The 13873-nt window shown below is 43.0% G+C and carries 11 protein-coding genes; all 11 read right to left on the bottom strand.

Annotated features, from left to right (window positions below):
- Nucleotides 1-135: 135 nt before the first annotated feature.
- The 11 genes from G633_RS0101130 to G633_RS0101080 all read right to left on the bottom strand — a co-directional run bounded on the left by G633_RS0101130 (nt 136) and on the right by G633_RS0101080 (nt 13808).
- Nucleotides 136-2553 (bottom strand): extracellular solute-binding protein, encoded by a 2418-nt coding sequence (locus G633_RS0101130; protein WP_026518851.1) that lies wholly within the window; start codon nt 2551-2553, stop codon nt 136-138.
- Nucleotides 2550-3722 (bottom strand): ABC transporter permease, encoded by a 1173-nt coding sequence (locus G633_RS0101125; RefSeq protein WP_207638096.1) that lies wholly within the window; start codon nt 3720-3722, stop codon nt 2550-2552. The genes G633_RS0101130 and G633_RS0101125 overlap by 4 nt, the downstream gene beginning before the upstream one ends.
- Nucleotides 3723-3799: 77 nt before the next feature.
- On the bottom strand, nt 3800-5356 hold the full coding sequence (locus tag G633_RS0101120) for an efflux RND transporter periplasmic adaptor subunit (RefSeq protein WP_022768770.1): 1557 nt from the start codon (nt 5354-5356) through the stop codon (nt 3800-3802).
- 24 nt (nt 5357-5380) lie between these two features.
- The gene (locus G633_RS0101115; RefSeq protein ID WP_022768772.1) at nt 5381-6307 is read right to left on the bottom strand and encodes a carbohydrate ABC transporter permease; all 927 of its coding nucleotides are present in this window, start codon (nt 6305-6307) and stop codon (nt 5381-5383) included.
- Nucleotides 6307-7206, bottom strand: a complete 900-nt coding sequence (locus G633_RS0101110) for a carbohydrate ABC transporter permease (protein WP_022768773.1) — start codon at nt 7204-7206, stop codon at nt 6307-6309. The genes G633_RS0101115 and G633_RS0101110 overlap by 1 nt, the downstream gene beginning before the upstream one ends.
- The gene (locus G633_RS0101105; RefSeq protein WP_026518850.1) at nt 7184-9337 is read right to left on the bottom strand and encodes a DUF6449 domain-containing protein; all 2154 of its coding nucleotides are present in this window, start codon (nt 9335-9337) and stop codon (nt 7184-7186) included. Before G633_RS0101105 ends, G633_RS0101110 begins: the two co-directional genes overlap by 23 nt.
- Nucleotides 9309-10214 carry an ABC transporter ATP-binding protein gene (locus G633_RS0101100; protein WP_026518849.1) on the bottom strand — a complete coding sequence of 302 codons (906 nt, stop codon included), beginning with the start codon at nt 10212-10214 and terminating at the stop codon, nt 9309-9311. The genes G633_RS0101105 and G633_RS0101100 overlap by 29 nt, the downstream gene beginning before the upstream one ends.
- Nucleotides 10207-10590, bottom strand: a complete 384-nt coding sequence (locus G633_RS0101095) for a GntR family transcriptional regulator (RefSeq protein ID WP_022768777.1) — start codon at nt 10588-10590, stop codon at nt 10207-10209. Before G633_RS0101095 ends, G633_RS0101100 begins: the two co-directional genes overlap by 8 nt.
- Nucleotides 10591-10723: 133 nt before the next feature.
- Nucleotides 10724-11089 carry a DUF1667 domain-containing protein gene (locus G633_RS0101090; protein ID WP_022763714.1) on the bottom strand — a complete coding sequence of 122 codons (366 nt, stop codon included), beginning with the start codon at nt 11087-11089 and terminating at the stop codon, nt 10724-10726.
- A gap of 5 nt (nt 11090-11094) precedes the next feature.
- Nucleotides 11095-12363 (bottom strand): NAD(P)/FAD-dependent oxidoreductase, encoded by a 1269-nt coding sequence (locus G633_RS0101085; protein WP_022768779.1) that lies wholly within the window; start codon nt 12361-12363, stop codon nt 11095-11097.
- Nucleotides 12360-13808 (bottom strand): NAD(P)/FAD-dependent oxidoreductase, encoded by a 1449-nt coding sequence (locus tag G633_RS0101080; RefSeq protein ID WP_026512510.1) that lies wholly within the window; start codon nt 13806-13808, stop codon nt 12360-12362. The genes G633_RS0101085 and G633_RS0101080 overlap by 4 nt, the downstream gene beginning before the upstream one ends.
- Nucleotides 13809-13873 lie beyond the last annotated feature (65 nt).

The following is a 13873-nucleotide window of genomic DNA, read 5'->3' as shown; positions in this document are numbered from 1 at the left end:
CAAGCGATGCAAAAATAGGCATATAATCAATTGAAACGCAAGCGTTTCTAATTGACTATATGCCTATTTTTATACCGCGCGTCAGTGCGGCTAAGGATTGCGGAGCAATCCTTAGATGCATCGCAGGCGTTTTATTTAGCTGTTTTCATTAACATATATTGAAACTCTGCTCTGGATAATATCTGCCACCTCCTGAGCACTCTTTTGCCCCTTAAAGTAAGCAGCTGCCTCTTCGCTTATAATGTTGCTTACAGCCTCATTGGAGGAATAAGTAAGGGTAAGAGACTCAACAAAATCTGTAACAGTATCCACATCCTGCTGAGTAAGCGGCTGAACTTCAATCTGTGTATCGCCAACCCAGTAGTACTCTTCTTCGTAGTGCTTCTCTCCGTCATCGTCGATCCAGAACTGCTTTTCCATGGACTTCTTGGCAAGAGCATCGAACTTGTCCTTCCTGATTGGGAAGTCGTATTCTATGGTGTCCTGATACTCATCCAAGTAGAGTTTTCTAAGGAACTTCCAGCACTCCTCAGGGTACTTGGTCTGTGAGCTGACAGCAAATCGCGCATTGGGAGTTAAAATGGAACAGTTAACCCCAAGTTCATTAGGGAATCCAATCAGCTTGATATCACTGCCAAAGGTTCCGTCAACATACCTTTTGTAAGGCCTAAAGCCGTTTAAATATGTAAGTGAAAAAAGTGCTTCACCCGTCCTGTAGCTGGCCTCGTCGTAGTCCATCCACATATCTTCAGTGATCTCAGCAGGGAATTCATTAGCAAATTCCAAAAGCTCCGTAAAGCCCTCACTGTTAAAATTACAGGTCTTGTTCTCCCAGTCAATAAACCTGTTGCCTGATGTCATAATGCCGTAGTACATGATTGTGTCTTTTGCTATCATGCCGAAGGAATCAGAAAATGTAACACCCTTTTGCTTTATCATTTCCTTGCAGTCCTTAAGGGTAAGCGTATCCATTCCCGGTACATTTGAAGCCTTTACAGCCAAAGTGTTTACATAGAATGAAGGAATGATCTGGTAAAGCTTATCTCCTGTCTTAAAGGCATCAAAAGCATTCTGTACAAACTTCACATCCTTAAGCTCAGGGTCGGAAGCAAGGTAGCTGCTCATATCAAGGAACAGTCCCTTATTGATGTAGCTGTCAACAGGCTCGTCATTTACAAAAAACATGATATCAGGGATATTTCCCGACACAATATCAAGGTTAAACTGTGTAAGTCCTGCCTGCCAGTCATCTTCAGAATCCAGTGATGCATAATCAACGATTTTTATCTTGTAGCCATCAGACTCTTGATTGAATTTATAGACCATATCTCTTACATTATAGTCGATGCCTCTTCCTGCAAGAGTGATGATTGTCTTGTCTCTTACCTGATCTGCAGGAACCTTGGTCAGTCTGTAAAGTGCGTAATTATAATTCTCATCAGGAAGGTTTGCGATAAACTCCTGATCGCTTACAGCAACTACGCTGTTTATCGAATAGCCGATGCTGAGGTCTGAATCAACGTAATCAAGGAGCTTGGTCAGTGCATCTTTCCCTTTATCATAGCCATAGAATCCATCGGTCTTAGATACATAAAGGTCATATCCGTTTCCGCTAAAGAATGAGTAATCATCATAAGTCTCAAACTGTCCTGAAGGGTCAGAGAGCTTACCTGTTTCAGGATCAAAGCTTCTAAGCTCAATTCCGTGATCTCCCCAGAGAGAAGCAAATATCTGTCCGTCAAATCCGCTGTACAAACTTATTGAAGTATCGTAAAATTCACTGGCGGAATCAGTTGTATCAAGTATCATGTCAAAAGACTGATCGGCTTCATTAAACTTCTGGATTCCTCTGTTTGAGCTGACTATCAGACCCTTATTTTCATCGTAGACCATTCCATACATTGAGAAGTAGTTCTCTTCATCCTGTCCGTCAGAGAGCATGATGTTAAAGATCTCATTACCCTCAGCGTCATACTTCTGAAGGTACTGTTCCTCATGGTAGTCATAGTCATCGTCCATGTTCTCACCGTCCGGAACCATCTTATCTACGATAATATCTCCGTCAGCCGAAGTCTCCTCCTCAGTCATGGTGATGACTTCTCCATCTCCCATACCCTCTTCTTCGTAAACGTCTTCCATATCAACAACATTGCCCTGCTTATCAGTGTAGTAGTACTTGTAGAGAACGCAGTAGAGATTGCCGTCCTTGTCATAGGTCATATTGCCATGGCTGTCTGCATCACTCTCAGGGATCTTCACCGTCTTTAGGTCACTTCCGTCGGAGTTAAAAGAGCATATGGTGATATTTTCGCCATCGGAATAAGTTGTTGCGTAGATTCTCTGCCCAACGATTGAAATATTGCTGTAATCCGAAGCATCAATAATATCGAGCTTCTCGCTCTTAAACACATAGTCCTTTGTGCTCTTTGAAGCTTCGTCCACAAGGCTTGATCCGCCTTTATTTCCCATAGAGCATCCGCTTAAAGTCCCCAGTAAAAGAGACATAAGCGTCACCAGGGATATCCCCCTCTTTAACAAAGATTTCTTTTTCATAATTTCTCCTTTTTCCTCTTATGTTCAACTTCCAAATCGTATTTCTTATCTGAAAGGTATTTGACAATTCCCCTTACAGTCCACTTCTTGTGCCTGTAAGCGCCAACCACAAAGACTACAAGTATCAGAATAAGCACTGTCATGCATATCATTCTCACAAGCAGTATGAGCGATAGAATATCCTCATAGCCTCTTGCAGTATTTTCCCAGTAAGGATAAAAGATTGCTTTATTCCACATACTTCTTGTAAAGAAGTTTCTGAGTACTGCTATAAGTGAAAAGAAAGAAAACCTCTCTGTATTATCTACCACTGTCACATACTCATCACCGATTCCAAGACTCTCCTTACATATCTTGGCAGCAAGTCCCCTTACGGGATTGGGACATACTACTTCAATGCAGGTAATGCCTCCTGACTTCGCAGTGGTTCCGTCCTCGGAAACATCATGTTCCTCGGTTACTCCACTGAGGATCGTTCCATACTTGGACAGAGAGTCATAGGACATATAAACATAGCTGGTATCCTGCTGGGCAGCCTTTTTAATCCTGCCTTTATCCCTCTTTACAACACCCTCTACGTAGTGAGGAATGCCTTCGATCTCAACACACTCTCCAATGATGTCTGTGGATCCAAAGAGCTGCCATGCCATCTCTTCATCAATGACAATGCCATCCTTCATCAGGTCATCTCCTGAGAAATAGGATCCGGACACAAAGGTCATGGGATGGAACAAAAAGAAATCTCCTCCCACTCCGATTGCAGAAGCTCTGTCAGCTGTTCTGTTCTCAAACTTCAGGTTCACCTTGCCCTGGGCGCAGTACGCGATGTCGTAAAGCTCTTGAAGAGGTGTCTTTTGAGGCATACTCTGCTCTTCTTCCTCTTCTTTGTTCATATCATCGATATTTATTGTATCAATGATCTGAGGATTTTTACCTTGCTCTGCATCTTCGTCCTCTTCACTCACAACACCGGATTCCACGAGCTTTTTTTCAAGAAGATAGGTGAATTTCTTCAGGTCTTCTTCCTTAACAAGCTGATCTTGTGTCACAAAGATACTAACCTGAGCCATATTCATCTCATCCGACCATCTATCTGCAAGTTGCTGTTCAGGAAGACCATTTATTATATGAGTTGAAACAAGTCCCATGAGCATGTATATGACAAGCAATACAGCACTCAGTATTATGATGAAAGCTTTTTTCTTTATAAAGTTAACTGTTTGTTCTTTTAATCCGTCAAAACTCATTACTCGTTTGAAAGCCTCACCTGATCTCCGGCCTTTATAAGTGTTGTAGCAGTTGTGATGACATACTCATCTCCTTCTACCGCAGCAGCAATGGCTGTATTGTTGTCATCAGAAGCTTTGACTGTGACGTCAACTCTTGATGCCATGTATCTGTTGCCCAAAGGGCTTGATTTGCTCTTTACTACAAGAATGAACTTACCATTACTGTCTGTCTTGATCGCACTGTTTGGAACGATGAGATCGTACTCAACAGCTCTTTCGCCGATGGCAAGTGATATGCTCTGTCCGGGAGCAATGTCCTTACTCTCAAGCTTGAAGGTAAGAAGCTTCTTATTTCCCGGATCTGTTTTATCATTTCTGATGGAAGTGAGAGTTGCCTTAAAGTCATCCCCGTACTGCCAGATATTCTGAGGCTTCGCAGCATCACCGACCTTAAGCTTCTGAGCCTGGGCATTGGTAACTGAAAAGCTTGTTGTCATGTCTTTTCCGTCAACCTGGACAACTGCTATTGTCTCATCAGCTGAAGTTGACTCACCGGAAACCTTTGAAAGACTTGATACAGTTCCGGCAACAGGAGTCTTAACGGATGCTCCGACTGACTCAGCTTCAAGCTTTGCAACCAGGTCTCTTTGCTCACTGATCTTGTCTCTCATCTGGCAGAGACTTATCTCGGTATTGATGCTCTTTAAAAGATTTGTTTTCTCCAGTTCAGCAGCCTTAAGCTCTGCTGCGGTCTTAGCCTTTGTCTGGAAAAGCTGGGCAAGCTTCTGATCATAGCTAAGATTCTGCTGTGTTCCGTAGTTTTGAAGCTGTGAGCTGTCTTTTGTCAGCTCTGCGATCTGATTCTCAAGTTCCTGTACTCTGTCGTCATTTCCTTCGTTCTGAGCCTTTGTAAGCTCATAGTTGAGCTGCGCAATGCTGTAGCCCGGTGTTGCAGCATTATAAGAATTGCCGGCTGAATCATAGTTATCCTTCTGGGTAACATAATCTATGTCTGCCTGAGCAGCATTGTCCGCATTTAAGGCATTGTTGTATCTGTCTGTTGCAGCTGCAAGCTCAGCCTGATATGTATCATAAGTGGTTTTCCTGCCACTTCTTACGTTTGTGATGACATCATTTGGAACATCACCGGAGAACAGCGACTGCTCATATGAAAGCTCGAGTTCATCGAGTTTGTCCTTGGCATCCATAAGCTCCTGTGACTCCTTGTCCTCAAGATAGTAGATGACATCTCCCATCTCCACGTGAGCACCTTCCTTGACCGCCACTCCCGATATTTTTCTTGTCTCTTTTACCGTGATATTATAAGGATCCTCGGCAGATACGGTTCCTGTACCTCTGATCTGAGGAGAAATGGTTCCGCTTGTTATCTGCTGGGTCGCCACCTGAGGCAGCGAATAATTCATGATGGTGTTGGAGAAAAATGTAAGGATAAGCATGATTGACAAAAAAGCTATGGCAAAGTTCTTCACCATGTCCTTTCTGTTTCTGCCGGAATCCTTTTTATCATCTCCGGACTCACCCATATTTTCTCTTATTACAAATTCTTCTGACATAACAAAACTCTCCCGTAAACTAAATTAACCCTTGATTCCTCCCTGGTAAGAAATTCCCTCTACCAGATAATCTTCTCCATATAAAAATATCAGAAGCGGCGGAATGAGATATATCACCGCCACAGCAAATGCCAGGCTTATCTCCCCTGTGTTTATCCTGGACAAAAATACCGAGAGCGGATGCATATCCGAATCCGGTAAAAGAACCAGTGGCTGTTCCACCATATTCCAATAATCAAAAAATATCAGAATGGCTATGGATGCCAGACCTCCCTTACACAGCGGAAGGCATATCCTGGAAAAGATCATCCACTCGCCTGCACCGTCGACCCTTGCTGCCTCCATAACTTCAGTAGGTATCCTTCTCATGAATTTCGTAAGAAGGTAGACAGCGAAGGGACTAAAGAATCCCGGAAGCAGTATAGCCCATTTGGTGCCGTAAAGCCCCAAAGATTTTGATACCAGAAAGTTTGGTACCAGTGTAACCTGATAAGGCATGAGCATGATAATGATATAAGCAAAAAATATCGCTCTTTTAGCCTTAGAGTCGTACCTTGAAAAGCCGTAGGCAGAAAGCGCTGCAATAGCCAGCTGCACTACTACAATGGGAAGTGTGTAGAACACTGAATTCCAAAACTTTAAAAGATACTGTGGACTCTTGAAAAGAACTGAAATGTACTGCGCAAAGGTTATCATGTCGGGTATGAGCTTTAGGTTTACTTTGTTTGACACAAATACTTTCCCGCCCTTTTCAGTAGTCGCAAATATACTTCCATAGTTTGAAGCTATCTCCGATGCCGACATAAAGGAGTTTGTAACAGTGAGTATGATTGGCATCAGGAAAATGATAGCAAAAACTATTGCAGCCGTAGTTACAATAACTGTTTTAAGATCATTTATTCTCTTTTTTCGTTTATAGGCTCTAAGTAATGGCCTTGTCAGCTGTCTCATCAGCCTTCAACATCCCTTCCATACAAGTTTTCTACCTTTAACATCACAAAGACCAGGGCTGAGACCACAATAAACATTATGATCGCTGCAGCTGAAAGCTTCTGATAGTCCAGCGAAGCGAAGGTATTATTCATGAAATGCTGAAGCATATATAGCGTTTCGTAAGGGTGATCTCCCGTCATAAGATACACTTCCCTGAATACCTTAAAGGAATTAATAAGGGACATGATGGCCACAAATAAGATCGTGGAGGACATGTATCTCACCTTTATATACCAGAAAATCTGGTATTTATTGGCATGCTCCAAGGCCGCCACCTCCAAAAGGTCCTTGGGGATACTGGCCAGAGCTGCCATAAACAGGATCATGTTATATCCAAGATTCTTCCACAGGAAAAGAGCTAAGATAACGTACATAGCTTTGTCCGACTTAAGGAAATCTGTCTTGGCTATTCCGAATTTCCCGAGGAAATCATTGACCAGTCCGTTATAGTTAAACAGCACCTGCCAGATAAGTACTACCGATGCGATAGGAACCATAAGAGGGCTTAAGAAGCTCGTTCTGAAATAGCTCTTTCCCGGTATTCTTGATTCCATCACCGCCGCCAAAAACAGTGATAGCACAACTGCCAAAGGCACTGCCACTACAGAAAACTGCAACGTGTTCAGTCCTGCCTGTTTAAATGCTGCATTGTTCCATACATTGACGTAGTTCTTAAGTCCCACAAAGTTCATCCTGATCGGGTTATCTATCACCGAATAAAAGATGACCACTATGAAGGGAGCTACAAAAAACAGAAGTACTCCAAGCAGGGATGGCAACAAGAATGCCCATGAAACCAGTCTTCTTTTCCTGTTTGCGGAAAGGCTTTTAAATTTAGTTGGTATCTTCTTTAACAAACTGCGGAACCTTCCCTTTTAGAATTGAGCAATACAAGCTCGAATACTGGTAATTACCGTCTCTTAGTATTTCAACCGAATACTGATCATTAAACAGACGATAGTCAAACCAGGGATTATATGTATTACTGTACACCGATGCCTCCAAAAGCTCTTTTATCTGCTCAGGATCCGTATAGGTCGCGTGAGAAGTCTCAACGTTTGGATCCGGGTCGCTGATTGATTCGGTTTCCAGGTCATATCCCGGGTAGTAGTTGTTAACCTTGATCTCTCTTATATCTGAGGCATCAATCTTATAGTCGATATAAATGCCAAGCTTTTTAAGATAAGCTATTGTATTGGTATAAGTCTCAAACACATCCATGCTTCCGTATACGTAATTCTCGCTGTTGCCTTCATAGTTCACGCATCCTATAGGCATGTTCTTACTTGCGTATTCAAAACTGTAGTTGTCCAGAATGTCTTTTCTATAAGCTTCACTAAACTCTTCATAAGAGAAATTCTTGGTGCTCTCTGATGCGCCCATAGAATCGTATACAAGATTATGGAGAGAAGGAACATCAAGCTCTCTTACAAGTCCATCGTTAAAGATATCAAAATATCCTCTCTTAAACTCTTCACTGTCAACTATCCTTGCCAGTTCTTCGTTTACTGTGTCATAGGGAACGGTAATGTATCTGTAAACCTTTCTGCCGTTCTTCAATCTATAAAGGATTTCAAGCTCATAGCCCATGGAATCGTAAATATTGTCATCATAATTCTTTTTCTGAAGCTTTCTGTTTTCCATTCCGGCGGATGCGATCTTTACGAAATCTTCCGTATTGGTTATGGTCATCAGTTCTTCATCATAAATACTGCCGTTAGCCAATACATTTAAAAGATTAAATGACCTTGCATTGTTTACGATAGCGCAGCTCTCAATCTTGTCAGCAGCAGGTACATAGCTGTCAAATCCAAGAAGGTCTCCTCTGTAGATAGTGAATATCAAAAGAACTATTGCCAAAGCCATAATAGTCTGGGCCTTGCCCTTAAATACTCTCCTGATATTTCCCTCAAGGATTACTTCAGCAATGCATCCGGTAACGATTGTAGTCAGAGCCATGATCAGACACATCTGAGTAAAGAGCCTCTGTGACCATACAGTCTCATAGACAAGATATACGATGTAGCCCACTCCAAGACCTGCTGCAACACAGACTACGATCTTAACAAGCCATCTGAAGGGCCTTATAACAATACCCTTTCCTGCCCACTCTGCCTGTCTCATTTTTGCAAAGATAAGAGCAAAAACAAATGCAATAAGTCCGGTTACAAGGGTGTCGATCTCCTTAGGAAGTATCCTGGCAATAACACCGCTTATATACTCATGACTAATAAGCGCATATGATGATCGTTGTTCATCAACAAGAGTCAGATAAATTCCGAATCTGTCATACAAAGGAGAAAACCATGCTTTAAATGGCTGCATTGAGCTATGAGTAGCAAAAAACATGCCGTTAAAGAAGTAAAGCTCTCCTGCAAAAAGTATTGATATAAAAGCAAAGCATCCGGTAAGCAGAATTGCGATCGGAAGGCTTCCACTTAACATCACTGCCAGAACTGTTATGTTGTAAAAGGCAAAGAACAGATTAAATGCTCTTATAGTCTCAATAAGAACCGACAGATACAGGTACTTACCTACTGCTCCCATACATGCTGCGATAACAAGCGCAATGATCTCGCATCCAACATACATTATCAGGAATGATGTGATCGCATTGAAATAATTCTTGGCAATCCTCTGTGCCTTGGTAGTAGGCTGGCTTAAGTAAAAGTCCAGCTTGCTGGTATCAAAGACATATGAAAAGCCCTGAAGAGCGAACATAACAGCTATACCGATGACAATAACAAATCCAAACTGTTCAACGCCGAGTACTCTTGATACTGCTCTTAGCTTCTCCTGATACAGCACAGCATCACTCTGGTTATATCTTGCTGCATAATTGATGGTCCTTGAGATCATCATGATAACACCAAGAATAAAATATGCTGCCAAAAAAGGAAGCGCAATATATCCGGACCAAAGGGTCCTGTTTAAATATGTTCTGTGATTCTTAAGTTTCTCATCCAAGGACAAATTTGCGGATGTCATACCCAACTACCTCCGTTTCACTGATAAAGATTTCTTCCAATGAAAGTGCCAGAACTTCAAAGAAGATTGGATTACCTCTGCCAAAGGCCCTCTCTATCTCTTCTCTCTCACCTCTTATTGTGATGGTGTGAAGTCTTCCCCTGGTCTCATGAAGAAGAACGTTGAGGCCTTCAAGTGCTTTCTTTTCATCTTCCTCTGAAGCAAATACACACTGTACCTTCTGCATCTTGATCTTCATATCCTCAATGTCTTCCGAGAGGATCACTCCGCCCTGATGAAGAAGACCTATGTGATCGCAGATATCTTCAAGCTCTCTTAAGTTGTGGGAAGCGATAACCGGTGTCAGTCCTCTATCTGCCATCTCTCCTGCAAAAAGACTCTTAACCCCCTGCCTTACAACCGGATCAAGGCCATCAAAGGTCTCATCGCACAAAAGATACTTTGTACCCGCACAGATTCCAAGAAGAATTGAAACCTGCTTCTTCATACCCTTTGAGAAAGTGTTTATCCTTCTCTTTACATCCAGTCCAAAGCCGCTGCAGAGCTTGTAAAATCTCAGCTTATCAAAGCTCCGGTAGATATTCTCGTAATATACTGCCATCTCTTCGGGCGTTGAATTCGGAAGAAAGTACTGATCGTCTGATATGTAAAAGACATCTCTCTTAACCTCAGGGTTATCGTAAACAGGTCTCTTATCCACCAGCACAATTCCTTCATCAGGCTTTATGACTCCTGATATGATCCTGAGTATTGTACTCTTTCCTGCCCCGTTGGTTCCGACCAGCCCAAAGACCTCGCCGTCTAAGATGTTTAGTGAAACACGATTGACAGCTTTTATGTCGTCAAATGATTTTTCAAGATTCAGTAATTCAATCATGCTTACCCTCCCCAAGCTTATCCAAATGCTTTTTTATCTCCTCAACAAGCTCATCCAATGAAAGCCCTATCTCATGGGCTTCTGTAAAGAGCTCAACTATCTCTTTAACCAGTTCAGACTTCTTGCCTTCTAAAAGAATGTCCCCTCCTTTGACAAAGTTACCCCTGCCTTTCACTGTATAGATAAATCCCTGTCTCTCAAGCTCAGCATAGGCTTTCTGGACCGTGTTGGGATTGGTGGAAAGCTCCACAGCAAGGTTTCTTACTGAGGGCATCTGGTCCCCCTCCTGAAGGATTCCTTTGTAGATCTGCATTTTGAAGTTTTCAACAATTTGTTCGTAGATAGGCCTGCTATCCTGGTAGTCGATCAAATTCATGGTAACCTCCACGTTTTGCTTATCCCCGACATGAGCTCTGCTTGTGCTCTGCACAAAAAAATACAAGGTGTACTATCTGAACTAGTACACCTTGTATTCTATTCCTATCACATAAAAGTTGCAATAGCTTTTTTTAAATTGCTTCTACATTTCTTGTAGCAACTACGTCAACGCCTGTTCCGGCAACATCTTTTATAAGAACATCACCGATGTGGGCAGGAGCCTTAGCCTCTGCTGCATCAATGTCTTTCATTACCTCAAAGATCTTGCTCTTTGGAATGTCGTTTGCAGTCTTAACAGAAACTCTTTCCTTGTCACCGCCTACGATCTTAACAGTGCTGGTAACAATTCTTGTGGGATTGACCACTTCTTTTCTGGCGTAAATATCGCCCTTGGCACATGTGTTACCTGTTACCTCTTTAACTTCTCCATTATCCAAAGTAACTGTAACAAGGCACCCCATAGGACATCCGATACATGTTAATTCTCTGGTTTCCATAAGCCTTACTCCTTTTCTATCTTTACAGTTATCTTCTTAAGATTTGGATACTCATCGAGTTTCTTTTTCTGAAGAATGATCTGCTCCATCTCACCGGGTGCCAGGATTCTCTTTTCGTTGTGCATTACTCTCTCATCATCGAAGTATACACTTACGAAGGAATTCTTATAAACATCACCTACTCTGAATCTTACTGTGAGAAGGTCATCCATTCTGTCTTTGTTGATGGTGCTTGGTACTGTATATCTTGCGCCGTCTGTTGCACACAGCTCAATAACATTTGCACCCTCAGCTTCCTTACATCCGTCTGCGATGTACTTAACAGCATTCTGTCCGGCTCTCTTAGCTTCCTCAGATACGTAGTCAACAAGGTCATGTACATGAAGAACGTTACCGCAGGCAAATACACCGGGGATGTTGGTCTCAAGAGACTCGTTAACAACAGGTCCTGATGTAACAGGGTTCATTGTTACGCCGGCTGATCTTGAGAGCTCATTCTCAGGAATAAGTCCGCAGGAAAGAAGGAGTGTATCACAGGTATATCTCTCTTCTGTTCCGGGGATAGGCTTTCTGTCAGGTCCGACCTCAGCGATTGTAACGGCTGTTACATGGTCTTTTCCCTCTATATCAACAACGGTATGTGAAAGCTTAAGAGGAATTCCGTAATCATCAAGACACTGAACGATGTTTCTCTTAAGTCCGCCTGAGTAAGGCATAAGCTCTGCTACAACCTTAACCTTGGCGCCTTCGAAGGTCATTCTGCGGGCCATGATAAGTCCGATATCACCGGATCCAAGGATTACAACCTCACGACCGGGCATGTAGCCTTCTATATTTACAAGTCTCTGTGCAGTACCTGCTGAGAAAATACCTGCAGGACGATATCCCGGAATGTTCAGGGCTCCACGAGGTCTTTCTCTGCAGCCCATTGCAAGGATAACTGCCTTGGCAGGAATCTGGAACATTCCGTCTTCTCTGTTCATGGCTGTTACAGTCTTGTCTGCAGCGATGTCCATAACCATGGTATTTAGCTTATACTCAATACCAAGATCAAGAACCTGCTTGATAAAACGATATGCATACTCGGGACCTGTGAGCTCTTCCTTAAAGGTATGAAGTCCGAATCCGTTGTGGATACACTGATTTAAGATTCCACCAAGCTCATGGTCTCTCTCGAGAATAAGGATGCTGTCATTGCCGGCTTCCTTGGCTGCTACAGCTGCTGCGAGTCCGGCAGGGCCGCCGCCTACTATTACGATATCATATGTCTTCATGACCCGCTTACCTCCCCTTTTGTTCTCTCAAGGACAATGTTTGACTTACCGCCGCTCTTTGTGATCTTCTCATAAGGAATACCCAGTTCGCGGTGAAGGATTTCCATTGTTCTCGGTGAGCAGAAACCAGCTTGGCATCTTCCCATGCCCGCTCTTGTTCTGCGCTTTACGCCATCAAGGCTTCTTGCGCCAAGTGGTCTGTGGATCGCATCAAGGATCTCACCCTCTGTGATGGATTCGCATCTGCAGATGATGGTACCATATGCGGGATTCTCTTTAATAAGAGCATTTCTCTCTTCTACTGAGAGGCCTTCAGTCTTCTTAACACCCTTACGAGTGCTGATCCAGTTAGCCTTCTCCTTAAGTCCCATCATATCCTTCATCATGTTGCCGACCATCTCGCCGATAGCAGGGCTACTTGTAAGTCCGGGAGACTCAATGCCTGCGCAGTCAATAAAGTGTGGCGCATCGTCAACTTCCTTGATGATGAACTCGTGATGTGATTCGTGGGCACGAAGTCCAGCAAAGGATGTGATGACATTTCTGATAGGAAGATTTCTTACATGATCACCGGCCTTAGCAATAAGATCATCGATGCCGGCTGCTGTTGTGTTGTTGCCTTCCTTGTTCTCAATATCCACAGCTGTAGGTCCAACAATAAGGTTGCCATGGATTGTAGGTGAAACAAGAACACCCTTACCAAGATTTGTGGGCTGAGGGAAGATCGTGTGTTTAACATGTCCGCCAACAGTCTTATCAAGAAGACAATAGTCTCCTCTTCTTGGTGTAATATGGATCTTGTCTGCACTTACCATATTATGTATTGTATCAGCATATACACCTGCAGCATTAACAACGTATCTTGCAACATACTCGCCGTTGTTAGTCCTTAAGTGCCAATTGCCGTCTTCACCTTTTTTAATATCTTCAACTTCTGTATTGAAACGGAAATCAACGCCATTCATGTTGGCATTCTCTGCCATAGCAATATTGAGCTCGAAAGGACAGATGATTCCGCTTGTAGGAGCCCAGAGTGCTCCCTCAACGTTCTCAGAAAGGTTTGGCTCCATCTCAAGAGCTTCCTCTCTGTTAAGGATCTTAAGTTCCTTAACTCCGTTGGCAATACCTCTGTTATAGAGGTCTTTAAGTCCATCAAGAGCTTCCTTGTGGATACATACGACCATTGCTCCGTTTCTCTTAAACGGAATATCAAGGTCTTTTGCAAGATCACCCATCATTTCATTGCCTCTGACATTGAGCTTGGCCATAAGCGAGCCTTCAGCTGCATCAAATCCGGCATGAACGATAGCGGAATTGGCTTTTGATGTTCCCTCACAAACATCTTCGCATTTCTCCAGTACGCAGACATTTGTCTCATAACGGGACAGCTCTCTTGCGACTGCAGACCCGGTAACACCGGCTCCGATTACGATCACATCGTACAACATAATAATCTCCTTTTTTCATTGGGCATGGGATACACCCTAAACTTGAAAAAGGCGAGAGAAAG

The sequence above is a fragment of the Butyrivibrio sp. FCS006 genome (genome assembly GCF_000424525.1).
GTDB lineage: Bacteria > Bacillota > Clostridia > Lachnospirales > Lachnospiraceae > Butyrivibrio.
The sequence above is the reverse complement of the archived record's forward strand: the minus strand, read 5'-3'. Positions and strand labels throughout refer to the sequence as shown.